The sequence below is a fragment of the Corynebacterium evansiae genome, from assembly GCF_027570065.1.
GTDB lineage: Bacteria > Actinomycetota > Actinomycetes > Mycobacteriales > Mycobacteriaceae > Corynebacterium > Corynebacterium evansiae.
This window is the reverse complement of sequence record NZ_JAKMUT010000003.1, coordinates 176,119-202,666: the sequence shown is the minus strand read 5'-3', so window position 1 is coordinate 202,666 and position 26,548 is coordinate 176,119. Positions and strand designations below refer to the sequence as shown.

31 protein-coding genes and 3 pseudogenes are annotated in these 26,548 nt (G+C 59.9%); 12 read left to right on the top strand and 22 right to left on the bottom strand.

What is annotated here, in order from left to right:
• Positions 1-16 precede the first annotated feature (16 nt).
• Positions 17-406: a heavy metal-responsive transcriptional regulator gene (locus L8V00_RS04540; RefSeq protein ID WP_005290994.1), complete on the top strand. Its 390-nt coding sequence runs from the start codon at positions 17-19 to the stop codon at positions 404-406.
• 46 nt (positions 407-452) lie between these two features.
• Here the strand turns inward: L8V00_RS04540 and L8V00_RS10020 are convergent.
• Positions 453-698, bottom strand: a pseudogene (locus tag L8V00_RS10020) (LLM class flavin-dependent oxidoreductase); the annotation flags it as partial.
• Between the two features lie 121 nt (positions 699-819).
• Between L8V00_RS10020 and L8V00_RS04530 the strand changes: the two are divergent.
• Positions 820-1,101, top strand: a complete 282-nt coding sequence (locus L8V00_RS04530; protein ID WP_005290974.1) for a type II toxin-antitoxin system RelE/ParE family toxin — start codon at positions 820-822, stop codon at positions 1,099-1,101.
• A 34-nt stretch (positions 1,102-1,135) separates the two neighbouring features.
• A complete protein-coding gene (locus L8V00_RS04525) occupies positions 1,136-1,396 on the top strand; it encodes a HigA family addiction module antitoxin (RefSeq protein ID WP_070462086.1) in 261 nt (86 codons plus the stop codon).
• Positions 1,397-1,403: 7 nt separating this feature from the next.
• Here L8V00_RS04525 and arfB read toward each other — a convergent pair whose 3' ends face one another.
• The 7 genes from arfB to cmtR form a co-directional block, all read right to left on the bottom strand.
• The gene (gene arfB / locus L8V00_RS04520) at positions 1,404-1,847 is read right to left on the bottom strand and encodes an alternative ribosome rescue aminoacyl-tRNA hydrolase ArfB (protein WP_035005746.1); all 444 of its coding nucleotides are present in this window, start codon (positions 1,845-1,847) and stop codon (positions 1,404-1,406) included.
• A 19-nt stretch (positions 1,848-1,866) separates the two neighbouring features.
• Positions 1,867-2,031, bottom strand: coding sequence for a hypothetical protein (locus tag L8V00_RS04515; protein WP_237746330.1), 165 nt, complete (start codon positions 2,029-2,031; stop codon positions 1,867-1,869).
• Positions 2,032-2,172: 141 nt separating this feature from the next.
• Positions 2,173-2,523 carry a VOC family protein gene (locus tag L8V00_RS04510; RefSeq protein WP_035005743.1) on the bottom strand — a complete coding sequence of 117 codons (351 nt, stop codon included), beginning with the start codon at positions 2,521-2,523 and terminating at the stop codon, positions 2,173-2,175.
• Positions 2,524-2,568: 45 nt separating this feature from the next.
• Complete coding sequence (locus L8V00_RS04505) at positions 2,569-2,814, bottom strand: CopG family ribbon-helix-helix protein (protein WP_080716819.1); 246 nt, start codon at positions 2,812-2,814, stop codon at positions 2,569-2,571.
• Positions 2,815-2,976: 162 nt separating this feature from the next.
• Entirely contained in the window at positions 2,977-3,141 is a 165-nt protein-coding gene (locus L8V00_RS04500; protein WP_005293242.1) for a hypothetical protein, read from the bottom strand.
• 204 nt (positions 3,142-3,345) lie between these two features.
• Entirely contained in the window at positions 3,346-5,238 is a 1,893-nt protein-coding gene (locus L8V00_RS04495; RefSeq protein WP_269944324.1) for a heavy metal translocating P-type ATPase, read from the bottom strand.
• The gene (gene cmtR / locus L8V00_RS04490; protein ID WP_269944323.1) at positions 5,235-5,594 is read right to left on the bottom strand and encodes a Cd(II)/Pb(II)-sensing metalloregulatory transcriptional regulator CmtR; all 360 of its coding nucleotides are present in this window, start codon (positions 5,592-5,594) and stop codon (positions 5,235-5,237) included. Before cmtR ends, L8V00_RS04495 begins: the two co-directional genes overlap by 4 nt.
• Positions 5,595-5,917: 323 nt before the next feature.
• On the opposite strand from cmtR, the gene L8V00_RS04485 reads away from it, so the two are divergent.
• A complete protein-coding gene (locus tag L8V00_RS04485) occupies positions 5,918-6,151 on the top strand; it encodes a recombinase family protein (protein WP_230580688.1) in 234 nt (77 codons plus the stop codon).
• Positions 6,152-6,500: 349 nt separating this feature from the next.
• Positions 6,501-7,355: a 23S ribosomal RNA methyltransferase Erm gene (gene erm / locus L8V00_RS04480; protein ID WP_065422277.1), complete on the top strand. Its 855-nt coding sequence runs from the start codon at positions 6,501-6,503 to the stop codon at positions 7,353-7,355.
• Positions 7,356-7,457: 102 nt separating this feature from the next.
• On the opposite strand, the gene L8V00_RS04475 is transcribed toward erm, so the two are convergent.
• The 3 genes from L8V00_RS04475 to L8V00_RS04465 form a co-directional block, all read right to left on the bottom strand.
• Positions 7,458-7,832: a type IIL restriction-modification enzyme MmeI gene (locus L8V00_RS04475; protein ID WP_332253768.1), complete on the bottom strand. Its 375-nt coding sequence runs from the start codon at positions 7,830-7,832 to the stop codon at positions 7,458-7,460.
• 397 nt (positions 7,833-8,229) lie between these two features.
• On the bottom strand, positions 8,230-9,705 hold the full coding sequence (locus tag L8V00_RS04470; RefSeq protein WP_269944322.1) for a multicopper oxidase family protein: 1,476 nt from the start codon (positions 9,703-9,705) through the stop codon (positions 8,230-8,232).
• Between the two features lie 71 nt (positions 9,706-9,776).
• On the bottom strand, positions 9,777-10,352 hold the full coding sequence (locus tag L8V00_RS04465) for a CueP family metal-binding protein (RefSeq protein WP_269944405.1): 576 nt from the start codon (positions 10,350-10,352) through the stop codon (positions 9,777-9,779).
• A gap of 405 nt (positions 10,353-10,757) precedes the next feature.
• On the opposite strand from L8V00_RS04465, the gene L8V00_RS04460 reads away from it, so the two are divergent.
• From L8V00_RS04460 to L8V00_RS10015, 5 genes and pseudogenes are all read left to right on the top strand, one after another.
• A complete protein-coding gene (locus tag L8V00_RS04460) occupies positions 10,758-11,480 on the top strand; it encodes a response regulator transcription factor (protein WP_141747080.1) in 723 nt (240 codons plus the stop codon).
• Positions 11,477-12,605 (top strand): annotated as a pseudogene (locus L8V00_RS04455) (sensor histidine kinase). The gene L8V00_RS04460 and the pseudogene L8V00_RS04455 overlap by 4 nt, the downstream one beginning before the upstream one ends.
• A gap of 140 nt (positions 12,606-12,745) precedes the next feature.
• A complete protein-coding gene (locus tag L8V00_RS04450; RefSeq protein WP_035005531.1) occupies positions 12,746-13,072 on the top strand; it encodes a heavy-metal-associated domain-containing protein in 327 nt (108 codons plus the stop codon).
• A 51-nt stretch (positions 13,073-13,123) separates the two neighbouring features.
• Complete coding sequence (locus tag L8V00_RS04445) at positions 13,124-15,319, top strand: copper-translocating P-type ATPase (protein ID WP_269944321.1); 2,196 nt, start codon at positions 13,124-13,126, stop codon at positions 15,317-15,319.
• Between the two features lie 88 nt (positions 15,320-15,407).
• Positions 15,408-16,088: pseudogene (locus tag L8V00_RS10015) on the top strand (DUF305 domain-containing protein).
• 312 nt (positions 16,089-16,400) lie between these two features.
• On the opposite strand, the gene L8V00_RS04430 reads toward L8V00_RS10015, so the two are convergent.
• The 9 genes from L8V00_RS04430 to L8V00_RS04390 form a co-directional block, all read right to left on the bottom strand.
• Complete coding sequence (locus tag L8V00_RS04430; protein ID WP_034985729.1) at positions 16,401-16,751, bottom strand: VOC family protein; 351 nt, start codon at positions 16,749-16,751, stop codon at positions 16,401-16,403.
• 102 nt (positions 16,752-16,853) lie between these two features.
• Complete coding sequence (locus L8V00_RS04425; RefSeq protein WP_034978290.1) at positions 16,854-17,096, bottom strand: hypothetical protein; 243 nt, start codon at positions 17,094-17,096, stop codon at positions 16,854-16,856.
• Between the two features lie 18 nt (positions 17,097-17,114).
• On the bottom strand, positions 17,115-17,360 hold the full coding sequence (locus L8V00_RS04420) for a CopG family ribbon-helix-helix protein (RefSeq protein ID WP_034985727.1): 246 nt from the start codon (positions 17,358-17,360) through the stop codon (positions 17,115-17,117).
• Between the two features lie 77 nt (positions 17,361-17,437).
• Positions 17,438-18,654 (bottom strand): IS3 family transposase gene (locus L8V00_RS04415; RefSeq protein ID WP_155270867.1). Its coding sequence is split into 2 segments (ribosomal slippage): positions 17,438-18,393 and positions 18,393-18,654, totalling 1,218 coding nucleotides; the frame shifts between segments, so codons are not numbered across the junction.
• Between the two features lie 272 nt (positions 18,655-18,926).
• On the bottom strand, positions 18,927-19,649 hold the full coding sequence (locus tag L8V00_RS04410) for an ASCH domain-containing protein (protein WP_269944319.1): 723 nt from the start codon (positions 19,647-19,649) through the stop codon (positions 18,927-18,929).
• Positions 19,650-19,801: 152 nt separating this feature from the next.
• Entirely contained in the window at positions 19,802-20,575 is a 774-nt protein-coding gene (locus L8V00_RS04405) for a class I SAM-dependent methyltransferase (RefSeq protein WP_051876240.1), read from the bottom strand.
• A 10-nt stretch (positions 20,576-20,585) separates the two neighbouring features.
• A complete protein-coding gene (locus L8V00_RS04400) occupies positions 20,586-21,278 on the bottom strand; it encodes a class I SAM-dependent methyltransferase (protein WP_070488206.1) in 693 nt (230 codons plus the stop codon).
• Between the two features lie 146 nt (positions 21,279-21,424).
• Positions 21,425-22,633 carry an ABC transporter permease gene (locus tag L8V00_RS04395; protein WP_269944318.1) on the bottom strand — a complete coding sequence of 403 codons (1,209 nt, stop codon included), beginning with the start codon at positions 22,631-22,633 and terminating at the stop codon, positions 21,425-21,427.
• Entirely contained in the window at positions 22,630-23,349 is a 720-nt protein-coding gene (locus L8V00_RS04390; protein WP_237746514.1) for an ABC transporter ATP-binding protein, read from the bottom strand. The genes L8V00_RS04395 and L8V00_RS04390 overlap by 4 nt, the downstream gene beginning before the upstream one ends.
• A gap of 74 nt (positions 23,350-23,423) precedes the next feature.
• On the opposite strand from L8V00_RS04390, the gene L8V00_RS04385 reads away from it, so the two are divergent.
• Positions 23,424-24,581, top strand: coding sequence for a sensor histidine kinase (locus L8V00_RS04385; protein WP_035012383.1), 1,158 nt, complete (start codon positions 23,424-23,426; stop codon positions 24,579-24,581).
• 11 nt (positions 24,582-24,592) lie between these two features.
• Positions 24,593-25,243: a response regulator transcription factor gene (locus L8V00_RS04380; protein ID WP_269944404.1), complete on the top strand. Its 651-nt coding sequence runs from the start codon at positions 24,593-24,595 to the stop codon at positions 25,241-25,243.
• Between the two features lie 13 nt (positions 25,244-25,256).
• Here L8V00_RS04380 and L8V00_RS04375 read toward each other — a convergent pair whose 3' ends face one another.
• Together L8V00_RS04375 and L8V00_RS04370 are read right to left on the bottom strand one after the other, a co-directional pair.
• The gene (locus L8V00_RS04375) at positions 25,257-25,883 is read right to left on the bottom strand and encodes a hypothetical protein (RefSeq protein ID WP_269944317.1); all 627 of its coding nucleotides are present in this window, start codon (positions 25,881-25,883) and stop codon (positions 25,257-25,259) included.
• A 71-nt stretch (positions 25,884-25,954) separates the two neighbouring features.
• Positions 25,955-26,521 (bottom strand): TetR/AcrR family transcriptional regulator, encoded by a 567-nt coding sequence (locus L8V00_RS04370; RefSeq protein WP_269944316.1) that lies wholly within the window; start codon positions 26,519-26,521, stop codon positions 25,955-25,957.
• Positions 26,522-26,548 lie beyond the last annotated feature (27 nt).

The following is a 26,548-nucleotide window of genomic DNA, read 5'->3' as shown; positions in this document are numbered from 1 at the left end:
ACGGAGGGAGACAGTAATGTGGATCGGAGAACTCGCCGAGAGGGCGGGCACTACCGCGAAGACCCTTCGCTTCTACGAGGAACAGGGCCTTCTGCCCCCGACCGAGCGCACGCCGTCCGGATACCGCGACTACGCGCCCGAGACGGTCGCTCGGATCGACTTCATCCACCGCGGCCAGGCCGCGGGCCTCACCCTCGCCCAGATCCGCCAGATCCTCGACATCCGCGACGGCGGCCATGCGCCCTGCGAGCACGTGCGCGACCTGCTTGACGTGCGCCTCGCTGAGATCGAGCAGCAGATCGCGCAGCTCTCCGTGCTGCGCGACACTATCGCGGACCTTAGCCAGGACGCCGCGCACCCGGATCCTGAAACGTGCAGCACCGATCAAGTGTGTAGGTACTTGTAGACGGCGGGAGTCAATGACTCAAACGCTACAACCCCGATATGCGCTAGCGCATGTCGATGCCGCCGGTGCCCACCTCGATGATTTTGGTGGTGGCCGCGATAGCACACAGCAGCGGCATCGGGGCGGAGGCCTGCAGCGCGAAGTGGTGGACTCGGAAGGACGCGTTGTTCACGCCGATTTCGTCCGCAGCCTGGGTGATCTCCAGACGAGTCTTGGCGATCTTTTCCGCAGATGGCCCGCACTAGCTGCCGAAGGCGTAATGCCCGAAGCTTAAGAAGCCGAACGCTTTCATTGGATAACACTCCTTTTGATGGTGTTAACGAGAGGGAGTAACTTTGCAACGACATACCGTTGAGTTCAAATTTAACGTGTAACGTTATTGACGCTTCGCGTTATGGGGGATAGGGTGAAGCATGATCCAGTCGTTCGCTGACAAGGACACTGAGCGTCTGTGGAATCGAGAGCGGGTTCGCTCGATCGATTCCCGCATTCACTCAGTAGCGCTGCGTAAGCTTCGCCAGCTTGGGTACGCGCAGACTCTTGATGAGTTACGGATTCCCCCGGGAAACCGGCTTGAGGCGTTGAAAGGTGATCGGCGGGGTCAGTTCAGCATTCGAATCAACGACCAGTGGCGGATCTGTTTTCGGTGGTCCGCTGCGGGGCCAGAGGAGGTTGAGATCGTTGACTACCACTGACAAGCTCCCTCCGGTTCACCCCGGTGAGATCCTCATGGAGGACTTTCTCAAGGAAATGGGGATCACCCAGCACAAGCTCGCCGTCTCCATCGGCGTTCCGCCCCGCCGGATCAACGAAATTGTTCACGGTAAGCGCGCTGTAACCGCTGACACGGCCCTTCGTCTAGCGAAGTTTTTCGAGATGAGCCCCCAGTTCTGGCTCGGGTTGCAGACCCAGTACGACCTGGATGTGGCAGAAGACAAAATCCTCGCCGAGATCGAGCGGATTCAGCCGGTCCAAGCTGCTTCGGCGTAGGCCGCACCTAGGGAATTTGGGGCCGTTGCCTCATCGCTTTCAGCTCCGAGCGCCGCTTCTTTGCTTCGAGACGGCGCCGTACCGAGCCCCTCGTCGGCTTCGTTTTGTGCCGCGGGGGAGGGGGCGGAGCTAGGGCCTCGCGCAACAGGGCGGCCATGCGTTCGCGTGCCTCAGCTCGGTTGCGCACCTGCGACCGCTGGGTCGACGCAGACACGGTGAGGACGGAGCCGTCCAAGCGGTGCTCGAGGTTGCGCAAGATGCGGCGGCGTTGGGCGTCGGTAAGCGATGCGCTTTCAGCGATATCGATGGAAAGCTGGACCTTGCTGTCGGTCGGGTTGACGCCCTGGCCGCCCGGACCCGACGACTTCGCGAACCGCTCCGTTAGGTCGGCAGCGGCGATGACTGCACCGTCGGGGATCCCCGGGCCGGGCGCGATGGTCAGGTCTTTCATGCAGCCCAGTCTAGGTGCCCTACGAGTCGTTCTTGTCTCGGCGGAAGCGGAGGCCGCGTCGCGACGGACGGGGTTCAGCCTCAGAATTATTCTCGTCGTCGGTTGAGTCGAGTGCTTTTTGCTCTTCCTTCTCCCGTCGGGCTTCGATTTCAGCGGCCTTCGCAAGTAGCCGGTCGTCGTTCATGTCGCGAATTTTCTCGGTGGCTTTCTGCGCCTGATCCACCGCAGCCTGACGGGCGCAGTTCGCGACATTGACTGTGTCTCCCGCTAGCGACATCACAGATTGACGCCAGCCTTGGACCTAGAGACGCTCCGCGTAGTGTAGCTAGTCCCCGGGGTTACCCACGCAGAACTCGTTGCCTTCCGGGTCCTGCATGACAGTCCACACCAATCCCGGCGCCTCGTGGGTGGTGAGTTCGGTAGCGCCTAGGTCTTTGAGGCGTTCTATTAAAGTTTCGCGCTCCGCCCCGCCAACGTCGATGTGCATGCGGTTTTTCCCAGGTGTCGGATCCTTGACGCGCTGAAATCCCAGCGCCGGGGTGGAATCAACCATCACAAAATCGCCGTAATCCGCGGCGATTTCGCATCCGGTTGCGGCGGACCAAAACTTGGCGAGCTTTGAGGGATCGTGGCAGTCGAAGGTGATCTGCCGGATCGTGAGATTGGCATCATTCATGGTCTCTATTATGAGGATGGGATCTGACGCTTGCTACGTGCATTTCTAAATAGCATTCTTTAGCGCTTCGCGGATTGCCTGGGACCGTGACCATCCGTGGGCGGCTGCGTATTTGTCGAGGTCCAAGATTTCGCGAGGAGAGAGCCGAATGGAGATAACCTTCGCAGTATCTTCGTTGCGAGGTTTCCTTCCTCGTCGACGAAGTATTTCTACGTCGTAGCCTTTCTCGGCTTCGGTTACCCACGCATCGATTTGCTCTTCGCTGACTGGCTTTCCGTTGATAGTTTTCATGAACATAATCGTAATACGGAAAAGGGCTTGGCGGCTCGGGGGAGGTTATAGTCTTTCGACAATCCGTGGAGTTCAAGTTCAACGTTTAACGCGGGCAGCCACCGCCGGATTCTCGGTGGCGATTCCGGCCCGAACCTCGGGGACATTGTCGCGCTTCCTCATTTACGTGAGCTCCGCGACTCCGGCCAGCTCACCGCTACCCCCATCTTCGATAGCTTGAGCGAGCTCGACCACGACCATCTGATCTGGTGCACTGGTTTCCGTCCGGCCCTCAGTCCATTCCGCCACCTCATGCGTGGCCGCGAAACCGCAGTGAAGAATCTGCATCTAGTCGGTTATGGCAACTGGACCGGCGACGGATCGTCAACCCTGATGGGGGTGGGGCTCTTTGCCAAACACACTGCCCAGGTAGTCGCGGACCGTGTCGATGAAGCTCGGCAGCAAAAGTTTTGAGGCGACGCTTGGTCCCTGAGCAGCTCGATCCTTCCAAGATCCGCGCTGGAGAGCCAGCGCGCTGGGCGAAGGTGTGTCTCAGCGCTTCGCTTGCGCAGCCCGCAGGCCGTTCAAGATGACAATGACTTCAGCGACCTCGTGAACCAATACGACGGCGGCCAGACCCAGCACGCCGCTGATCGCCAGCGGCATCAACACGATGATGATGGCCAGAGACAGCACGATGTTCTGGTTAATAATCCTGCTGCCTCGACGGGCGTGCTGCAGCGCCTGCGGGATCAGTCGGAGGTCGTGGCCGGTGAAGGCGACGTCAGCGGACTCGATTGCGGCGTCAGAGCCGGTCGCTCCCATCGCTATGCCCACCGTCGCGCTCGCCAGCGCAGGAGCGTCGTTGATGCCGTCGCCAATCATCGCCGTCGGCGTCTTGGAGGAGAGTTCGGCGACGATGCTTGCCTTGTCCTCTGGGCGAAGCTCGGCGCGCACGTCGTCGATTCCGGCGATTTCAGCCAGCGCCCGGGCGGTGCGAGTGTTGTCGCCGGTGAGCATGCTCACTTCCACGTCGTTGGCGTGCAGGGTCTGCACGGCTTCGGGCACCTCGGGCCGCAGCTCGTCGCGGACCCCGATCGCCCCAGAGAGGGCGTCATCGACGGTGACAAGGACGCAGGTCTGGCCCTCGGACTCCATGCGCTCAACGTCTGCCTTTAGTGGCCCGGCGTCGATCCACCGGGGGCTGCCCACCAGCACCCGTCGACCTTCGACAGTGCCGCCGATGCCATGTCCGGCTTCCTCGCTGATGTCCTGGGCGGCGGGCGCTTCGGGCACCGCTGCCGCGATCGCCGCAGCGAGGGGGTGCGTCGATTGCTGCTCAACTGCCGCCGCGAAGGCAAGCACCTGCGCCGGATCGAATCCGTCTGCCGGGACCACGTCGGTAACCTCGGGCTGGTTGCGGGTAAGGGTTCCGGTCTTGTCCACCGCCAGGTGACGGATGCCACCGAGTCGCTCGAACGCCGCGCCGGACTTGATGACCACGCCGAACTGGCTGGCCGCGCCGATGGCGGCTACGACCGTCAGCGGCACGGAGATTGCCAGCGCACACGGGGATGCTGCGACCAGGACCACCAACGCTCGGGTGATCCACGTCTCGGGGTTGCCCAGCAGCGAGCCGATCACGCCGACCAGCACCGCCAGGATCATCACCCCGGGCACTAGGGGTTGGGCAATTCGGTCGGCGATCCGGGCGCGGTCGCCCTTTTCCGCCTGCGCCTGCTCGACGAGGTCGACGAGTGTGGTCAGCGAGTTGTCCGTTCCAGCTGCGGTCGTCTCTACTTCCAGCACACCGGCGGAGTTGATCGCACCCGCGGGCACCTCGTCGCCGGGTGCAACCTCCTCCGGAATGGATTCTCCGGTGATCGCTGAGGTGTCAAGGCTGGAACGTCCAGACCGAATGATGCCATCCGTGGCGATCCGCTCTCCGGGGCGCACGAGCATCAGCTCGCCAGCCACGAGGTCCTTCGCTGAGACCTCAACCGCCGTACCGTCGCGCAGCACCGTCGCGGTCTGCGGTACCAATTTCAACAGTGCCCGCAGTCCGCCCTGGGCCCGGTCCATCGCCTTGTCTTCCAGTGCCTCGGCGATCGAGTACAGGAACGCTAACGCTGCGGCCTCCCCGACGTAACCGAGGATCACCGCGCCGACCGCGCTGATCGTCATCAGCAAACCAATGCCGAGCTTGCGCTTCGTGGCAAGGTTCCGGATAGCGCCGGGCGCGAACGTATACGCCCCTAGCAGCAGGCCGACCCAGAACAGTACTGTCGCGGGTGTTTCTAGCCCAGACCAGCCCAGTGCCAGTCCTATGCAGAGGGCTACGCCGGAGAAGATCGGCAGTAGCAACTCGGGGTCCTTCCACCAGGGCCGATCGAGATCTTCGATCTCCGTGGCTGGTTCGTGTTCGCATCCACATGCTGAACTCATGCGTCCGCTCCTTTTCCGTCGCAGCCGGGCACCGAGCACTCAGGGTCGATGCACGGGGCGTTTTCGTCGACAGCCAACGTCGCGTTCACTAGCGCGTTGAGCGCTGTCGCGAGGTGCGGATCGGCGATTTCGTAGCGTGTCTTGCGGCCCTTTGGCTCGGCGACGACGATGCCGCAGTCACGCAAGCAGGTCAGGTGGTTCGAGACGTTCGAGCGGGTCAGGTCCAGGTCGCGCGAAAGCACGGCCGGGTAGCTCGGGCCGTCGAGTAGGGTGATCAGGATTCTGGAGCGCGTCGGATCCGCCATGGCCCGGCCGAGCCGGTTCATGACGTCGAGGCGTGAAGCAATGGTTAGCATGTGCTGAACAATACATCGTGTGCTGAACTATTCAAAATGCGCTGAACTGACAGTTACGCAAAGGTCCTGCGACCTGCAAGAATTAGTCGATGGGATAGCAGATGACTGATCCTTTGTGGTTCGGCTGCCACCCAACGCGGGAGCGACGTGGGCGGCGAGGTTCTCGAGAAAGTAACTTTGCAACTACATACCGTCGAGTTTAAGTTCAATGTGTAGCTAAGGGCCTTATTAATAGCGTTTGACAACACGCGCTCCTATTTACCTTCGTATCTCACGAGACGCTGACGTGGATGGCCTCACCATCGACCGGCAGCGTCAGGACTGTGAAGCCATTGCAAAGCAGCGTGGCTTGCACGTTGGACATAGGACATAACTACGTCGATCAGTCCATTTCCGCGTCAAAGAAGAATGTGGCTCGCCCCGACTACGACGCCATGGTGGCGTCCTTTGAACGCGGCGAAATCGACGCGATCATCTGCTGGGACCTCGAACTACCCGCCCCACGTCGGTGGATAGTCCGATCGGTCGGACAAAATTACTCCCGCACCACAGCGTAATCAGGGGTGCACCTTAAAAACATCCGGAGGTGGGGGTAACTCCCCCTCGTTGCCCAGAGACAAAATACGCCAGTGGCGTCTGTACGACGAGCCGAAAGTAGGACAAATTCCAATCCAGAGAGGTCTTGCACTGTTGCGGTGCGGTTGTCTTCTTTCTCACCGTATTGGACCCTGCGAAATTAATTGGATACGATAGGCCCATGTTGATTTCAGGTTCCGTTTTCATGCGGCCGCTCACCAGCCGCTAAGGCGGTTTTCTCCCTCCCGCAGGTTAGAAACCGCTCCGGTCCTTTAGCCGGGCGGCCATTTGCCATGCCCGGCTTCGTTTCAACTCCACGGAGCACACCTGATGTCTACATACGGATACGGCCGTCACGAACATGGCCAAAATTTTCTCACAGACCACAAGATCATCAACTCCATCGTCGATCTTGTAAAACAATCCTCTGGCCCCATCATTGAGATCGGGCCAGGAAGCGGTGCCCTCACTCACCCGCTATCCCGCTTGGGGAGGCCAATAACGGCAGTTGAGGTAGACGCAAAACTAGCTGCCAAACTCACAAAAAAGACCGCCTCGGCGTCGGTCGAAGTGGTCCATGATGATTTCCTTAACTTCCCGTTACCCGCCACTCCCTGCGTCATTGTGGGAAACATTCCCTTTCACCTCACCACTGCCATTCTTCGAAAGTTGTTGCATGCGCCGGCATGGACTGACGCTGTACTCCTCATGCAGTGGGAAGTCGCTCGCCGCCGGGCCGGGGTAGGCGCAAGCACAATGATGACGGCTCAGTGGTCCCCATGGTTCACATTTCACCTTGGTTCCCGAGTACCAAGGTCTGCTTTCCGGCCACAGCCAAACGTTGACGGGGGGATCTTAGTGATCCGCCGGGTGGGTGACCCGAAGATCCCGATAGAGCAGCGCAAAGCCTTTCAGGCGATGGTGCACACCGTTTTCACCGCCCGGGGACGCGGGATAGGGGAAATTCTCCGAAGGGCAGGGTTGTTTTCATCACGTTCAGAGACACAATCATGGTTGCGCTCGCGAGGAATCGACCCCGCAACCCTACCTCCCAGATTGCGCACCAGCGACTGGATCGATCTCTTCCAGGTGACTGGTTTCTCTCCACCGCGCCATCGGCCCATTTCACAATCGGGAAGTAGTCAACGCCCTCCTCAACGGAAAAAACGAGGCCGGCGGCGGTAATCCCCCCACCACCAAAACCGAAATCCACCAGTAGTAGTGAACGACCCATGCTCGTCTACCGTGAGCCGCGTTATGACAGTGACGTGTTCTCGTCGGGCACAGTCATAGTTCCCGGCGTTGCCAGCGACAGGGTTCTACACCCGGCAGCGGGCCGATCAAAATCACCCGCACGGGGAACGACCCTGCTGGTGGTTTCGATTTTGATGAAAGCGAGGAGACATAGCCCCTCGCCAACTCCCCGTAGCTGGCGAACAGTAGCTCCTGGCGGTGGCGCTCGTTGGTGAGTTTGCGTGCCGCACCGAAAGCCTTATCGACTTCCTGGTCCAAGTTGTTGTGAGCCTTGAGCAGAATTGGGTCCATCGATAACGGGTTGTAGTGCTCCGCGAGTGACCGCCGGGGGTGCCGCTCGCGTGCCCGCAGCACCAACTGTCCAGCGTCGATGATTCGCTGCTGCGCCTTCTCATCTAGTTCACACAGAGCTGGTCCGCAGTTGTAGCTCCCGATGTACTCCGAAAAACGGAAAAAATAAATAGCGGGGATACATCAACCTTCCACTTTCCATTCTTCCGGCTCAGAGTATTGAGGGGTCTGGGACCGGGTCCGTAAACCCTTTATGTTTTCCGCGCACAGCGGTTTTTAGCGACGCGCCCTATAGGTTTTCCGCAGAACCTATATGTGTTTCTGTGCACCCCATATGTTGTCTGTTTTAGCGGTATTTCGTTGTTAATTCCGCACGCGCGCATCAAATGGTTAGTTATCGCCGACACTCCGTGGAGTTCAAGTTCAACGTAACCTAAGGCGCGCTAGTGTTAGTCGTATAACAACACGTGCTGCCATTTACCTTCGCATCTCGCTCGATACCCTGCTGTGGGGGTTACTCGTAGCGAAGCGAGCTGAGCATCCCGGTTTCCATGTGATAGGCGTTATGGCAGTGAAATGCCCACTCACCGGGGTTGTCAGCGATCAGGTCGGCGATCATGGTTTCACCGTGGCGGAGAAGGACGGTGTCCTTGCGTAGTCCGCCGCTGCCGGGCAGCGCCCACGTGTGGCCGTGGATGTGCATGGGGTGGGGCATCATGGTCCTGTTGCGCATGACCATCCGCAGGCGCTGGCCCTCCTGCACGGTCGCGGAGGAGGATTGGCCGTCGGTGAGAATGCTCCATTCATACGGCATCATCTGCCCGCCCAGGTCGATGCTGACTTCTCGGTCTGGTGTGTCCTCGGGTAGGAGTGCACGGTCTGCTGGCTTCAGGGAGGACAGGAGCAGTCCGGTGGACGACAACTCGGGGAAGTCGACATCGGGGTGGGGGGCCTGGCCGCCGGCGGTGCGGATGACGGCGAAGGCGCGGTCGTCCTTACCCACCGCCAAAGCCGTGAGCGGGAAGATGCCGTCGCCGAGGATGACCTCGACGTCGACACGCTCGCCCATCGACAGGTAGATCGATTCGGTCTCCCGGGGCTGGACGGGGAAGCCGTCGGTGTGGGTGACGGTCATGCGGTGACCACCGAGGGCCACCTTGAAGATGGTGTCACCGCCGGAGTTGATAAACCGCAGGCGGGCCTTGTCGCCCGGGCGAGCCTCGAAGGTCCGGTGAGCACGGGGGATACGTCCGTTGATGAGGTAGTGCGGATACATCACATCGCCGACATCCCCGCCCAGTACCCGGTCCGGGGTGCCGTGCATCATCTGGCCGTGACCTCCCATTCCCATACCCCCGTTATGGTCGCCCGAACCCATTCCGGTGAGCTTGTCGAGCTCATCGTCGGGAGTGCCCTGAATGCCATCGACCCAGTCGTCGAGCACGATGGTCCACTCAACGTCCTGGTCTTCAGCGTCTTGCGGGTCACGGATGATCAGTGGGGCGTGGAGGCCGCGATCAAGCTGCAGGCCGGTGTGGGAATGGTAGAAGTAGGTGCCACCGTGGGGGACTTCAAAAACATAGGAGAAAGACGCGCCAGGTTCAATGGGGTCCTGGGTCATGCCGGGCACACCGTCGGCTGCGTTGTGGAGTGCGATGCCATGCCAGTGGATGGAGGTGCTCTCAGGCAGTTCGTTAGTGATATCGACCTGGAGGACGTCGCCGGCAGTGGCCTCAATGGCCGCATCCCCGGTGTCAGAGACGTATCCCCACGTCTTGGCTTCGATGCCGCCGATATCCAGGGAGAGGGGCCGGGCGGTCAGTGTCCGGCGCACCGTCGGCTCACCGAGCGCAGTGGGGGTGGGGCGAAGGGAGGAACCTGGTGCCGAGGCAGCGGGTCCAGGGTCGCTGGTGCAGGCGGCCAAGGCCCCGGTGCCGGCGAGGACGAGCCCGCCGAGCAGAAACTGTCGTCGGGAAAACGCGTTCGTCATGATTTAACCTTTCTTGGTGCAAGATTTCAGTGACACGGGAGACAGGCGCAGGTGAGGATCCTGCTGAGCCATCACGTCAGGCGCAGGTCTGTGACACAGGTGGCACCGTCGTCGGTGGTGGAAAACTCCGTGGTGGCGGTACGCCCCTGGTAGCTGACCTCAATCAGGCCGGTGACATCATCGGGAAGCCAGAAGCCGACAAACCCGTTGTCGAAGGTGGTTGTCGCCTCGTCCACCAGCACCTCACCGGTCGCCTCATCGGTGATCGTGACCTGGATATCCTCATTGTCGAGTTCCCCCTGGCAGGTCGTGAGGCTGTGGTAGAAGCAGTCGTGGGTGGAGGTGAGATAGGGTGCGATCGAGACATACGTCTGATTGTCGGGAAGATCAACCACGACTTCCTGGTCATCGCTCGAGAGCAGCAGTTCATCGTTACGCACTGAGGCGATCAGATCCGTGGGACGCTCAGTGACCTTCTGCCGGTCGAGGTGATCAATAATCTCCACCGCGTCCATGCCGGCCAGGCCATGGGTAGTCAGGAATGTGTCCTGGGACACCGTCTCATCGGCGGTGGGTTCCGGGTCGGCGGCCGAACACCCCGTGAGGGCGAGGGCAAGGGCGGCGGCTGCGATCGCTGCTCGTTTCACGTCAATCTCCTTGGATCGTGGCTGGGCCATGAGAAGACACCGCCTCAAGGTCGATGCCATACCTTTATCTAGCACGGGTGCCTGACGGACTAGAATTCAAAAACCCTGCTCACAGTCTTATAACAGGGCGAAAAGGGGGGGTGAATTCGGTGGGCTGGGTCACCACCGGAACACCACCCCACAGCCGTGGGCGATGTCCTTCTACCCGCCCCGGGTATGCGGTGCAAGCAGTGAAATCCCTGGTGGCGCCTGCTGAACCGACCAGGGGAGGCGATGCCGCCGGCCCGGGGCGGGGCACAGGGGTGACGGCGGTCGAAGGGTGATGTTTGAAGATTTGATGAAGATTCCCCGGCGGGCACTGAGCGAGGATGGTATTCCCCCTTGGCCGGAGCGATACTGGGGTCTATGGCTGACCACACACCGACCACCGCCACGCCCCCGGGGCGGGTGCTGGTCGTCGATGATGAACAACCCCTGGCTCAGATGGTGGCCTCCTACCTCATCCGGGCCGGCTTCGATACCCGCCAGGCGCACACCGGCACCCAGGCCGTGGACGAGTCCCGTCGCTTTTCCCCCGATGTCGTGGTGCTGGATCTGGGGCTGCCCCAACTCGACGGCCTGGAGGTGTGCCGACGCATCCGCACCTTCTCGGACTGCTACATCCTCATGCTCACCGCGCGTGGCAGCGAGGACGACAAGATCAGCGGTTTGACCCTGGGGGCGGATGACTACATCACCAAACCTTTTAGCATCCGGGAACTGGTGACCCGGGTGCATGCGGTGCTGCGCCGTCCACGCACCAGCACCACCCCACCGCAGGTGACCACCCCCTTGATCGTTGGTGACCTCATCCTTGACCCCGTCGCCCATCAGGTGCGGGTGGGGGAGACGACCGTGGAGCTCACCGGCACGGAGTTCGAGCTGCTGGTTGCCCTGGCCCTGCGCCCCGGCCAGGTGCTGACCCGCCACGACCTGGTCACCGAGGTCTGGGACACCACCTGGGTCGGTGATGAACGCATCGTCGATGTCCACATCGGCAACTTGCGTCGCAAGCTCGGCACCGACACCCGGGGCCGGGGGTTTATCGACACCGTGCGTGGCGTGGGCTACCGGGTGGGGCAGCCATGAATCACGGACCCGGCCTGACCTTCCGCTTCCTGGCCGCCCAGGTGTTGGTCGTGGTGATTAGCCTGCTGGTGGCCGCGGCCGTGGCCACGATGGTGGGCCCGCCCCTGTTCCACGATCATATGTTGATGACCGGCCGGGAGGACCCTTCGCTGGAGCTGTTCCATGCCGAGCAGGCCTACCGGGGCGCCAACCTGATCACCCTGGCCGTCGCCCTACCCACCGCCTTGATCAGTGCCCTGCTGGCCAGCCTGTGGTTATCGCGTCGTCTGCGCACCCCCCCTGCAGGATCTCACCCGCGCCGCTACCAGCCTAACGGCCGGCAACTCCCGTATCCGCGTGCCCGCCGGAAAAGCAGGCCCCGAGGTCACCACCCTGGCGCATGCCTTCAACACCATGGCCGACCGGCTGGAACACACCGAACAGGTCCGCCGCCAGATGCTCTCTGATCTGGCCCACGAAATGGGCACCCCCTTATCGGTGCTCACGGTCTACCTCGATGGTCTCCAGGACGGGGTCGTGGACTGGAATAATGCCACCCACACGATCATGGCTGACCAACTCACCCGCCTGACCCGGTTGATGGAAGACATCGACGATGTCTCCCGGGGCCAGGAACACCGGATCGATTTGGACCTGGCGGAGGAAGGGCTCGGGGATCTGCTCCATACCGCCGCTGCTGCCGCGGGGGAAGCTTATGCTGACAAAGGCGTCGATTTACAGGTCGAGACCATTACAGAAACCGCCCGGGTGCTCGTGGACCGGCAACGCTTCGGCCAGGTGATGAGCAATCTCCTGTCGAACGCGCTACGGCACACCCCGGCCGGCGGGCAGGTCCGGATCAGCGTCCACCGACAGGGGGCGTCCACCGCGCTCATCCACGTCGCCGATGACGGCGAGGGCATCCCACCTGACCAGCTCGGACACATCTTCGAACGCTTCTACCGGGGAGATGCCGCCCGCAGCCGGGACGCCGCCGGGTCCGGTATCGGTCTGACCATCTCCAAGGCATTGATCGAGGCCCACGACGGCGCTCTCACAGCCACCTCCCCCGGACCCGGTTGCGGAGCGGTGTTTGCCCTCCGCCTCCCGCTGTCCCCTCCCGACAGTGAGGAGGCTGCTCGGTGACCACACCCTGCCCCGCGTGAGGGCCGTGCCCTCCACCCCTTGAGAATATACCCCCAGGGGGTATGCTGAAAATATACCCCCAGGGGGTATACGCTAGATAGCGGTATCGCCGAACCCTACCGAACCGAAGGAGCTTTCCTATGATCACCTCCCCGCCCCGCCTCTTGCCGATGGACTCCCACGGCTGCAGCTGTTGCGGACCTGCCTCACGTGCCGACACCGCCTCCATCCCTGCCGCCAGCGACTCGTCAGCAGGAGGATCCTCCCCGAGCTACCAGGTCACCGGCCTGACCTGCGGGCACTGCGTGAAAAGCGTGACCCAGGCCCTTCAGGCCCTCCCCCAGGTCGACGACGTCCAGATTGATCTCGCTGCTGGTGGTGTTTCTACCGTCAGGGTCACCGGTGTCGTACCTCCGGAGATGGTTCGCCGGGCCATCGAAGAGGCCGGCTACACCGTCTTATCCTGATCAGTTTTACCCATCATCTCGACCCCGACCGGGTTGAGCGAAAGGAACGTCATGAGCACTCCCTACCATTCCGGTGACCACCATGGTGATCACCCCGCTCCGGAAACAGACCACACCCACCACCCGCATCATGCCAGCCACGAACACCACGCAGATGCCGACACCCACGGCCAGGCGATGCCCCACGATCACCCGCACTCCGCCATGGACGACGACCACCACGTTCATAGTCACGGCGAACACGCCGGACACAGCACCGCAATGTTTCGGGAACGCTTCTGGTGGTCGCTGATTCTGTCCATTCCCGTCGTTATTTTCAGCCCCATGGTCGCCCAGCTGCTCGGCTACCATCTCCCGGCATTCCCCGGATCCACCTGGATCCCCCCGGTGCTGGGCACGATCATCTTCGTCTACGGCGGAACGCCTTTCCTCAAGGGCGGATGGAACGAACTGAAATCCCGCCAACCCGGGATGATGCTCCTGATCGCCATGGCCATCACCGTGGCGTTTGTCGCCTCCTGGGTCACCACTCTGGGGCTGGGCGGTTTTGACCTGGACTTCTGGTGGGAGCTGGCTCTGCTGGTGACCATCATGCTGCTGGGCCATTGGCTGGAGATGCGCGCTCTCGGGGCCGCGTCCTCCGCGCTTGACGCGCTGGCTGCCCTGCTGCCGGATGAGGCCGAGAAAGTCATCGACGGGACCACCCGCACCGTGGCCATCTCCGAGCTGGCCGTCGACGACGTCGTGCTGGTGAGGGCCGGTGCCCGAGTGCCGGCCGACGGAACCATCCTCGACGGAGCCGCCGAATTCGATGAGGCGATGATCACCGGCGAATCCCGTCCCGTCTTCCGCGACACCGGTGACAAGGTGGTCGCCGGTACTGTGGCCACCGACAACACCGTCCGCATCCGGGTGGAGGCTACCGGCGGGGACACCGCCCTGGCCGGGATCCAACGCTTGGTTGCCGACGCCCAGGAGTCCTCCTCCCGGGCCCAGGCCCTGGCGGATCGGGCGGCGGCGTTATTGTTCTGGTTCGCGCTGATCTCCGCTCTGATCACCGCGGTGGTGTGGATCATCATCGGCAGCCCGGACGATGCCGTGGCGCGCACGGTCACGGTACTGGTCATCGCCTGCCCGCACGCCCTGGGCCTGGCGATTCCGCTGGTCATTGCGATCTCCACCGAGCGGGCCGCGAAATCCGGGGTGCTCATCAAGGACCGGATGGCGCTCGAGCGGATGCGCACCATCGACGTGATGCTCTTCGACAAAACCGGCACCCTGACCGAGGGAGCGCACGCGGTCACCGGTGTCGCGGCAGCTGGCGGCGTCACCGAGGACGAGCTGCTGGCCCTGGCCGCCGCCGCGGAGGCCGACAGCGAGCACCCCGTGGCCCGCGCCATCGTGGCGGCCGCGGCCGCCCATCCCGAGGCCTCCCGTCGGCAAATCCGTGCAACTGGTTTCAGCGCCGCCTCCGGTCGGGGGGTCCGGGCCACTGTCGATGGCGCTGAGATCCTCGTGGGCGGGCCGAACATGCTGCGCGAGTTCAACCTCACCACCCCGGCCGAGCTCACCGACACCACCAGCGCCTGGACCGGGCGTGGGGCCGGTGTGCTCCATATTGTCCGCGACGGTCAGATCATCGGTGCGGTGGCCGTCGAGGACAAGGTCCGCCCCGAATCCCACGCCGCCGTGAAAGCCCTGCAGGACCGCGGGGTGAAAGTCGCGATGATCACCGGTGACGCGCAGCAGGTGGCCCAGGCGGTTGGCCAGGACCTGGGGATCGATGAGGTCTTCGCCGAGGTCCTGCCCCAGGACAAGGACACCAAGGTCACCCAGTTACAGGAGCGTGGCCTGAGCGTGGCCATGGTCGGCGACGGTGTCAACGACGCCCCCGCTCTGACCCGCGCGGAGGTCGGTATCGCCATCGGTGCCGGCACGGATGTGGCCATGGAATCTGCCGGGGTGGTCCTAGCCAGTGATGACCCGCGGGCAGTGCTGTCGATGATTGAGCTGTCCCAGGCCAGCTACCGCAAGATGATCCAGAACCTGGTCTGGGCCTCTGGCTACAACATCCTTGCCGTGCCGCTGGCCGCCGGAGTGCTCGCCTCGATCGGGTTCGTGCTGTCCCCGGCCGTGGGCGCGATCTTGATGTCTGCCTCGACCATCGTGGTGGCCCTGAACGCCCAGCTGTTGCGCCGGATTGATCTGGACCCGGCCCACCTGGCTCCCACCAGTCCGAAGGAGTAACACACCACGCCTACTCCGAAATCCACCGCCGTCCACTGATCCATCACTTCTCTCCACTGACCCCATATGACCCTGAAAGGGCTCCACCATAAAGCGCACCCTTGTTCTTTCCGCTCTCGCCGTAGTCTCCACCCTGGCGCTGGCCGCCAGCGGTGAGGCCACCGACTCAGGCAACACCGACGCCACCACCTCGGCACCAGCACTGTGACGACTACCGCTGAGACGACCGAGACCACCAGGGCGGCGACTGAGGAGGACGGGGAGATCTCCGCCGATCACAACGACGCGGACATCATGTTTGCCCAGATGATGATCCCCCATCACAAGCAGGCCGTGGAAATGAGTGAGATGCTCCTGGCCAAGGAGGGCATCCCCGCCCAGGTCGTGGAGTTTGCCCAGGGGGTTATTGACGCCCAGGGACCGGAGATTGACCGGATGAACGCCATGCTCGAGGCCTGGGGCCAGCAGCCGGTCACCGACTCTGGGGCATGGGGACCATGGATGAGATAGGTGGAATGGATCACGGCGAGATGGGTGGCATGAGCTGGATGATGAGCCAGGAGGACATGACAGCCCTTGAGGAAGCCCAGGGCACCGGCGCCGCCCGCCTTTACCTGGAGCAGATGCCCTCCACGAAGGTGCGGTCGACATGGACCGTGACGAGGTGGCTGACGGCCAGAATCCCCATGCAACCACCCTGGCCGAACAAATTATCAACGACCAGGAGGCCGAGATCGCCCAGATGCAGCAAATGCTCACTGACCTATGACAGGTCCCCGTCTTTTTCTGATCCCGAGGACAGGAATCTGAAAAAGAGGGATAACCGTGACGATTGCCACCTGCTGCGGGCGATGGGTCGTTGTCACCGCAGCGGGTGCACCGGGGTGGATGTTTCTACTCCCTCTGGTCGCACCACTGAGGAAAGGGGGAAAGCCCCTGTGTCCAGACCCTTGGAGGACTACGCATTATTGTCCGATACTCACACGGCCGCCCTGGTCTGCCGGCAGGGCAGCATTAATGTTGGGGGTGTCCCCCGAGTAGTGGACACGGCGTTGCTGTGGAGTTCAAGTTTAACGTTTAGCTAGGCTTCGGGATTGCCCACGCAGAACTCGTTGCCTTCCGGATCCTGCATGACGGTCCACACGAGTCCTGGCGCCTCGTGGGTGCCGAGTTCGGTTGCCCCTAGCCCCTTCAGTAGTTCCACCAAGGCTTCGCGCTCCGCCCCGCCAACGTCGATGTGCATGCGGTTTTTCCCGCGCGTCGGATCCTTAACGCGCTGAAATCCCAACGTCGGGGTGGAATCGACCATAACGAAGTCGCCGTAATCTGCAGCGATCTCGCAGCCTGTTGCTGCGGACCAAAATTCGGCAAGCTTTGAGGGATCGTGGCAGTCGAAGGTGATCTGCCGGATCGTGAGATTGGCATCACTCATGGTCTCCATTTTAAGGATGGGATCTGACATTTGCAGTGCCCTGGCGAGCGCATGATTGCTGTATCTGCGAAGACCACCGGGTTTCTTTGAAGCTATTCGTGACTAGTCGAGCAGGCTGCGATATTGTTTGCGCGCCTTCATTGAGTGGATGATCGTTTCGGTGCCGTCGTCCCAGATGAGAATGACGAGCTCGAGCAGCCTCATTGAACCGTCGAAACCCAGGCGTAATTCCCGTTGAGGGTTCTCTTCGTCGAGCGGGGCCGCAAAAACGCAACCTGATGTCGCAGCAGTAACTGAGTCTTCCGGCTTGATGCCGTGTTTCGTGGCGCTACGCCGTACGTCCATGCCTACATGTGTCCATGTCTAGATGGCGTTCTTTAACGCTTCGCGGATTGCCTGGGATCTGGACCATCCGTGGGCGGCTGCGTATTTGTCGAGGTCCAAGATTTCGCGAGGAGAGAGCCGAATGGAGATAACCTTCGCAGTATCTTCGTTGCGAGGTTTCCTGCCTCGGCGATGAAGCGTTTCCACGTCGTAGCCGTTTTCAGCTTCGGCTACCCATGCGTCGATTTGCTCTTCGCTGACTGGCTTGCCGTTGATAGTTTTCATGAACGTAATCGTATTACGGAAAGGTTCTATCTGGGGTTGCCCGCAAATGGTGGACACGTAGTGGAGCTACCTCATAGTTAGGCAGCTGTTTCTTCTTCGTTGGTGGTCTGGGTGATGTGGTGCTCGAAGTCGACGGGGCTGACCATCCCGAGTGCGGAGTGCCGCCGTCGACGGTTGTAGACCACTTCAATCCAGCGGGCGACACCCGCGCGTGCAGCATCACGGGTAGGCCAGTGTTGCCGGTCGTAAAATTCGGTCTTCAGCGTCGACCAGAACGATTCAGCCATCGCGTTATCAAAGCACACCCCGGTACGCCCCACGGACTGAGCAATGCCCAGGTCGCGGCAGACGTCCCAGAGCTGCTCGCTTGTAAACTGTGCCCCACGGTCAGCGTGAAACACCAGGCCATCAGGAACGTCACCGCGCAGCGTATACGCCATCCGCAGGGCCCGCTCGACCAGGGAAGTATCTTGCACACTATCCATAGCCCAACCGAGCACACGGCGGGAATGACCATCACGGACCGCGCACAAGTACAACCAGCCTTCACCGGTGCGCAGGTAGGTAATATCCGACATCCACACCCGATTGAGCTCACCGGCATCAAACATGCGCTTGACCAGGTCAGGAAGCGTGGACTTACGCTTGGATTGAATGGTTGTCACCGGGACAAAGGCCCGCGGTGAAATCCCTTCAATGCCCATCATGCGCATCCGTTTAGCCACAGTCTTACGGTTGAGCGCAATGTGGTAGCGCTCGGCAAGTTCTGCGGTAATGCGCGGAGCACCATAAACCTCATCGGAGTCTTTCCAAATCCGGTGAATCTTGCGGTCAACATCATCGTAAAATGCTGCACGATCATCGTCGCCGGATAGTCGTTTCTGCTGCGTATGGGCCCATTTGTAGTATCCAGACCGAGACACCTTCAACAAGCGTGCCATACGTTTAATGCTGTAGTTTGCCTTCTCTCGCCACATTAGTTCGAACTTTTCTGCTCGCGTTGCTTCGCAGCGAAGAAGGCTGTCGCTTTTGACAAAAACTCGTTGTCCATCCGAGCCTCTGCCAGCTCCCGGCGCAAGCGCGCATTCTCGGCCCGAAGGTCCGCCTCGCTCATCCCATCGGCAGAACCTCGGCGCTCCCGCTCATTTTTGACCCACTTGCCTAAAAGCCCCGGGGCGACACCGATCTCTCGGGCCACATGGGCGATCGGGCGCTGCGACTCAATCACCAGATTCGCGGCTTCACGCCGATACTCCGGCGTGTACTTCTTGCGCTGTTGGCTCACAATGAACATCCTCTCCTACGGACACAACATCCGTACAAGTTGGGTGTCCACTAAACGAGGGTAACCTCACTATCGGCTAGGGTGAGGTTACTTTCTTTCGACGCTCAGTGGAGTTTAAGTTCAACGTTTAGCTAGGCGTCTGGGCTGCCGCTGTTCCGTTACCTCTTGGTGTGGTCCAAATCCTGAGCGGGTGGATGGGGTTTCCCGTGGTCCACAGATGGTCATCTCCGCGGCTACATGGGGGAGTTCCGCTTCAATAGCTAACCTTGGGGGTTAGATTCTCATTCTGCGGCGCTGCTCAATTCGAAGGTCACGACGTCGACGTTATCTTCCATTTCGAGGCCGGGATAATGCATGTCGAGGGCTTTGTGCAGCTTGGTCAATGAGGCGAAGCCGTCACGCTGTGCTTGTTCCTCAGTGAGGTCGCAACGGCGTGTAGCAATCACGGAGGTGACTTTCGCGTCGATGGTGGTGACCTCGCCGGTCTCCTTCTCAAAGACGAGCTGGGCTGGCCCGGGTCGGAAGGGATCGTCGACGCGGATGGTCTGGCGTTTGGATCCATCTCTGATGGCCGGCTCGTAGCCTTCCCACATGAAGACCTTTTGTGGGAGTTCCATGGCACGCCAGTCATAGGCGCAGGGAAGTAGCTCGGAGAGGCTCAGCGCTTCGAGCCCGTTGCTGCCGTGGACAATGCATTGGATGGCGGGGTCGATGTCGAACAACACTTGACGACACTTTCCGCACGGAGAGATCACTTGGCCTGTCGGGCCGTATACCGCGACCACGGCGACAATGGGGTCATCGGCGCATGTGGCCGCGTGGTTGGCCAGTGCGGAGATTTCGCCGCATGGGCCGCCGAGGAAGTGGAAGGCGTTCAAGCCAAGTACGGTCTGGCCTGAACTGGTCAGCAAGGCGGCGGCGACTGTGTGGTCGTGGTCATCGTTGCACCGCTGCGCATGGGCAGTGGCGGTCTCTACAAGCTGTCGGAGTGTGGCGGTGATCATGTTTCGACACCATCAGCCGGAGAGCAAGCCACGCCGAAGCCGGCGAATCCGTGCCTGCGGGCGTGCGTCCTAGAGCTTAGTACGTGCTTGAACCCGGTGGTGTTCAAGTTCAGCGTTTAGGCGCCTCGTCTTTTCGACAAGGGTCCCGGACGTCAACGCCGTCGCGCTGTGATGAGTACGTAGCCGGTCGTGGATTCGATCCGTCCTGAGGTATCTGCATGAGCTTTGAGGTGGTCGCGCAAGGCGGCCCATAGAGCCTCTCGGCGGGAGCCGGCATGGTCGGCCATCCATACATGCGTTGGACTGCCCTCGCGGTAGAGCTGCATACCGTCTTCGACGCTGTCGAATGTCCACTCCAGCTCGCGGTTCTCGATGTGGATGCTTTCGAACCACTGCGATAGGCGTTCGTGAGCCACCTCGGTGATACCCCAGGCCATGTGTGGCGGGGTCTGCTTCGAGCCTCCAGGGTTTACCGATTCCATCATCGCGTCTGTCATTGTGGCGAGGAAGCCTTCTTGATTCCAAGCAGTCATCACCAGCTCGCCTCCCGGCCTTAGGATGCGAGCCCATTCTGCTGGTCCGGTGGTTGGGTTGCAGAACATCGACCCAAAGGTACTCGTGACGGCGTCAACGGATGAGTCTTCCAAGCCGGTGGCTTCGCCCAGTGCATCTATCCACGTGGCGTTTGGCGCGTTGCACTGCCCGATCGCGCGGATTCGGGCGGTCGGCTCGATAGCGGTCACGGTGTAGCCTTCGGTGACGAGCGCTGTGACGCCATCGCCGTGCCCCGATCCGATGTCGACAACCGTTGCAGGGGTGGGCAAGCGCCGGGCCAATTCCGCGGCGACCAGTTCAGAGATCGGTCGTAGGCGTGCAGCTGTCGGGGCGTAGTCGCTGGCGGACCAGACATCGCTGGGGGAACTCATGTTGCCCACCCTATCTGAAAAGCGTTTTCTTTTGCTGTGGGGCTGGTTTGGTCCACTCGATAGTGTGCCTGAACGCTAGTCGACGGCGAACGCGCGCACCTGGCAAAACGTGATCGACCGCCGTCCGGATTGTTGCTATCGACAGGTCTGGGTTGCGTGTAGGGAGGGGAGCGGTCGATAGTGCGTAGTTTGGCCAAGGGTGGCGCATGAATCCAATCAATGGGTTCGTCAAGGCACAGACGATGTCCCATACGTGATCGGCCATCGAATCGCTGTGGGCGAGTCCTACACAAAGGAAGCGCCCTCCCTCCGCAAGGTGATCCCGCACCTGCTGTAATCCTGTGATTAAATCCATGTGATGCAGAACTGCGACCATGGTGATGAGGTCGAACCCGGGGGAAGCGTCGGCGAGTGTGGTGTCGTCGATGGTTACGTTAGAGAGGCCCGCGCAACGGTCAATTGAGGCCCGACGCATCGAACTATCCGGGTCGATTCCGTGCACGTGCTCGAAATGCTCCGCGAGCTTGGCTACGAGTACGCCGTGCCCGCAACCGACGTCGAGCGCTCGGGCACGATTGTTCGGCAGTTGGGTAAAGATCCATGGGTGGAATGCGTCGTTGTGGCTCCACGGGTGGCGTGCGTTGAAGTGATCTAGTGAGCTCCGTACGAACCGAGTTGTGCCTGTCAAGACATGTGACAACATGCCGACAGTCTACTGCGGTACGCCTGACCTTGTGTTTTCGTAATGAGTGAGACCTGTGTTGGCATCATTTGGCTTGTGGAACAGCTGCGCTATTCTCCACTCAGTGCGGTGAACTAGGGGCGCGGTGAACTGGAGCTAGGAGTTTGTCATTTCTGATTCGTTTCTAAGCTCGACGCCACCGCCAGTTTGACACTGCATAGAGCCAAGAACATCGCAGCAAAGGTGCTGCCAAACGCTGTCCACCAAATCCCGTGGAAAGAAACAAAGCCGGTGAGGTGGTCATTTATTATTCCAACGGTCAGAACCGTGAACACCAAAACCACCAGTGCAGCCGTTCCGGTAAGCGCGAAGGCTTCGCCTATTTGAATTAGAATCCACGACCTACCGGGCGCACCTGCAAGGCGAAGCCCGCGGATATCACTTTTGATTCGGGCGTGCATGATGAGCGAAGTCATAACGGCGCCGGCGATGCTGGGGGCAAAAACTGGACCAAGGACAACTACAAAAACTTGCCATGCCGACATTGAGCTTCCAGGTTCTGCGTCCTTGATTAATCGAAGCCCTGAACCCACACCGATGATGAGGCTTCCGAATAGAACCCATGGAACGATATGAGGCGAGGAGAAGTTGCGTCGGACGCGAACGTTGGCTCCTGCAATGCCGAGTACACGTGTCCACTGGTCAAGAAGAGGGAGCAGCCAGGGCAGTAGTAGCGGTATGAGGACTGACATTCCCATCGCCCAGGCGAGTACATCTTCTGTTTTCTCGATGTAGGCGCCTCCAATACTGCATCCAGCGATAGCGACCGTAGCAACCGCGCTCCGGACTGTGATCCACAAAGGGTGAGAGCCGGTCTGTGGTCGAAAAATCTGTCTTAGTGGTAGCAGCGCACCAGCTATAGCGGCTCCACCACAAACAAGTACGACCCACATCACCACAGAGGCATCAACCGATAGGTCAGGCATGGAGATACCATCACCACGAAGAGCCTCGACTGCTGGGCTCAGCGCTGGGCGAATGAGTTGTGCCCCGATTAAAGAGGCAGTAGCACTAACTACGGCAACTTGGCCGAGTATTAGGAGGTTGATCATCCACCCAGGCATGCCGACCATGCGCCAACTCTGATAAATCGGTTGGTGTTCTTCGATGGTCAAACGCATCTGACTAAACGTGACTAAAACGATGGCACAGATTGACATTCCAAGGATCGTTCCGCCAAGGGGAATTGCGTCTTTGCCATCTGCGGAGATCATCGAAATTGCCAGACTGCAGCTAGCGGAAGAAACGAGCATCGTGATTGAAATCGCCAGCCATGACAACCAATTCGACTTTAGATCTTTAAGCCAAACAATCATGAGTTTTTGCTCCCAGGAGTGGCCAGAGGTTCTTTAGCGAGATCAATTACGCGGTCCGCATATGCGGCTGCTCTTTGGGAGTGGGTAACCATTACCACTGTCGATCCTGATTGGGTTGCTGTTTTGAGATGCTTTAACACCACATCAGCAGTTTGATCGTCGAGAGCTCCCGTGGGCTCGTCAGCAAAGATGAATGGTGCGTTTGCAAGCAACGCACGAGCCACGGCTACACGTTGCTGTTGACCTCCGGAGAGTTGATTTGGAAGATAGCTTTCGAATCCTCTAAGTCCCAGTGAATTAAAGATTGTCTTGACCTGAGCCTTGGAGCAGCGGCGCCCACTAAACCTGGCGGTAAGAGTCGCATTGCGCATTGCGGTGAGGGATTCCAGCAGGTTGTAATCCTGGAAGACGAAGGCGCGCTCGGTACGGTGCGGAGCATTTACTGTGCCCGATGAAGGTTTGTCCAGGCCAGATAGAATTCTGAGTAGTGTTGTTTTGCCACTCCCAGATGGGCCCATTATGGCGACGAATTCACCAGAGTTAATGCTCAGTTCGAGACCGTCTAGCACCTTGTGCTTACCGAATCGCTTCGTAAGGTTATGCGCTTGGAGCGCTCGCGGAGAGACTGGTGAGTTAGCTGATGCAGTGGCGACATGACTTCTTGTTTCTGATTTCTGCATACTCTCATCAGAGCAATCACACAGTATGGAAGCCATGGAGCCAACTACCTACATAAAGGTAGAGCTGGCTCTACCGTTTTTCTTAAAGGCGACTACTAGTGTTGAAATCGATGAAGACATTGAAGAGTTTGGGGTGGAGTGCAGTGCTCGCGCTCCTTTTCGTACCTGGATTCGTTGTCTCGTTGTTGATGCTGCCTTGGATTCCCCTTGTTGCGCGTGGTGCAGATGCCATCTGTAGACGTGGGGCGTTGTGGATGGGCGCAAAAGTCCCGTTTCGCAAAGCGAGCCACTGGTTCGACTGGCCACAGTTCTTTCATCTGTTGATGCAGCTTGTGCTTTCTGCAGCTGCCTTCTTCGCATGGGTTTCTTTGGGCTTCTTCGCAGGAGTACTAATTGCCATCCCATTCCTACCTGTCGGCGAGCTTTCCCTGGGCGAATGGTCCACCTCAAATCCAATTCTTATTTTCGTTGTTTCTTGGGGTGTGGCCGCCATTGCTATTGGTCTTTTGATGATCTTCTCGCGGCTGCTTTCCGCGGCGTCAATAGCTGTAGTTCGGTTTGTACTGTCTCCCAGCGATAAGGAACTCGCTGCTTCTCGTGCCACTCTTATCGACGCTTTTTCTGGCGAACGCCGTCGCATCGAGCGTGAACTTCATGACGGGCCGCAACAATATCTGACAGCGCTAAAACTCAACCTCGCTACTGCAAAATTGCATTACAAGAATCAGGCTTCCTCTGAAGTCATGGAGACAGCATTAGAGGATGCAGAACACAATGCCTCCCAGGCATTACGCGCATTACGTGCGACTGTGCGGGGGATCGCTCCGCAGGTGCTCTTTGATAGGGGGCTGATTGCAGCCCTTGAAGAGCTCATTGCGCACGCAGGGGTTGACGCTGCCTTGCAGGTCGAAGGTAACTCTCAGGAATTGGACGAGACTATTGCCCTACTGGCGTATCACTGTGTCGCCGAAGCTTTGACCAATGCAACGAAACACGGCGAAGCTCAGCACGTTGACGTGAGAGTCGCCTTTTCGAATCGGCTACGAGTGTCTATTACAGATGATGGGGTGGGCTTTATTGAAACCCCTTCTAAGGATTTACGCCACTTGAACGGTACGGGTATTGCAGGTTTGCGCGAGCGTGCTGCTGCACTTGGTGGAACGGTGAAATTCCAGAACACTAAGGATGGTGAAGGCTCGGTTGAAAGTGAATCTGGTGCGCAGTTGATTCTTGAATTGCCCCTGTCGGAATCCCTCAAATCAACCTAGTGGAGAATATTTTGAAGGTCTTGCTTGCAGAAGACTCTGCATTGCTTCGTGCCGGACTAGAACAGTTACTAATGGCACTCGGGCATGAAGTCTTGACGGTGGTCGATGCGTCAGAGTTGCGTAATGCCACGATGGCGAGTGATGAAAACGGACAGAAGTACGATGTGATTATCACCGATGTCCGTATGCCTCCCACCATGACTGATGATGGTCTGCGCGCGGTATATGATCTGCGCAAACAGTATCCTTCTCAACCGGTTATGGTGCTTAGCCAGTATGTTGCGGCGAGCTATCTCGATCGGCTGTTGGAGCACGGTGGCTTTGGCTATCTGTTGAAGGAACGCGTCTCTGATGTGGATGAATTCGTTCACTCCCTTAATGAGGTTGTTCGGGGAGGAACCGTCGTTGATCCAGAGGTTGTATCTGCCCTGCTTTCGGCGCGACGGACTGGCTTGGCTGCGTTGACACCTCGGGAAAAGGAAGTTCTGGCTTTAATGGCTCGTGGTCTGAGCAACTCGGAAATCATGGATGAATTGGTGCTGACCGCGGGAGCAGTGAGCAAGCACGTTGCTAGTGTTTTTATGAAGCTAGGGTTTGCACCCGAGGATGCCAATCGCCGCGTAAAGGCAGTGCTTGCGTGGTTGCGGCATACGGAGCGATGAGGGCAAGCGCCAATTAGTCGAGGATCTCTGGCTTGTAGTCCGAGTTCTCGATCGTTACCGCCGTCGGGGGAGCGGATGGGTCCGTAGCGAAGGTCATGTTGTCCCGGTGCGCGATGGCGCGGATATTACGCCCGACCATAGAGTCCCAGTTCATTTCATTCGGCATACTGCTGCTGCCAACGATGGCCCATTCGGGAGTCTGGGTGCCAATGCCTGCCCCCAACTTCGCCGTCACGGGCTTCTTCGGATCGAGCTTGATCGCGTAGTAGACCACGCTATCGTCCACGATGTCCGCCACACGTGCGAAGTCCTCCGGTGGAGTCATATCGCTGAAGCGCACCTTCATCAGCTTGCCCTCTAGAGCCGTTTCATTCGGGGCAAGATCGACCTTATCGGGCTTCGGAGTGCTGGGTGCTGTGGGGTTGGGGCGCTTCTTGGCCTTGTTATCTGAGTTATCTGTGGCTTCATCTTCTTGCCCTTCTTCCGAAGTGCCTTCTTGTCCTGCGGTGGCGGAAGTTTCGCCGGATTCCTTCGAAGGCTGAGCAGCGCTCGGCTCAGGCGGAGTCTCGTTATCCGAACAAGCTGCAAGCGAGAGGGTCGTCAACGTGGCAACGGAGAGTGCAACAAGGCGATTTCGCATGAGGTTAAGCGTACAACGTCGCCCGGTCCTGTCCAGGTAAAACAGCAGAATCAGGCAGGTGGTTCGGCGAATTAACCTGTCACAATGGCGCGCGCCATGTGGTGCAGCGTCGCCGTCGCTTGTTCGAGGTCTTCGGGGGTTTTTGCCATTTCTGACGCCCTCACCACCGCCGCATTCAGCAATCCGATGTCGATGGAGGAAACACCGGGGCAGAAGCTATCCACGATTTCCTTGAAGCCGGCGTGTGATTTCTGCACCTTTTCCTCGGCGAACGCCTCCGGGAAGTGTTGGGCGGCGGCCATCAGCGGGCCGTGGGAGCCGTGGACGAAAAGATCGAGCATCGCGTCCACGTAAGCGCAGATGCGCTCTTCGGGCTCTGGCGGAGCGGCCTTGACCTTGTCTTCCAGCTGGTCATGCCAGGTTTCGCTGTTAAGCACCAGCAGTTGAACCATCAGATCATGTTGGGAGGAGACGTAGCGGTAGACGCTGGGGCGGGCTAGGCCAACCTCGGCCGCCACCTCTGCCAGGGAGGGAACCTTGCCGCCGCCAGCAACGATCAGCCGCTCGGCGGCCTCCAGCACTGCGCGGTGCTGGACCGCGCGGTGCTCGGCCACTGTCGTCTCCGTGATCTTCGGCATGGTTCCCTAGTCTACTACCCGCTTTTC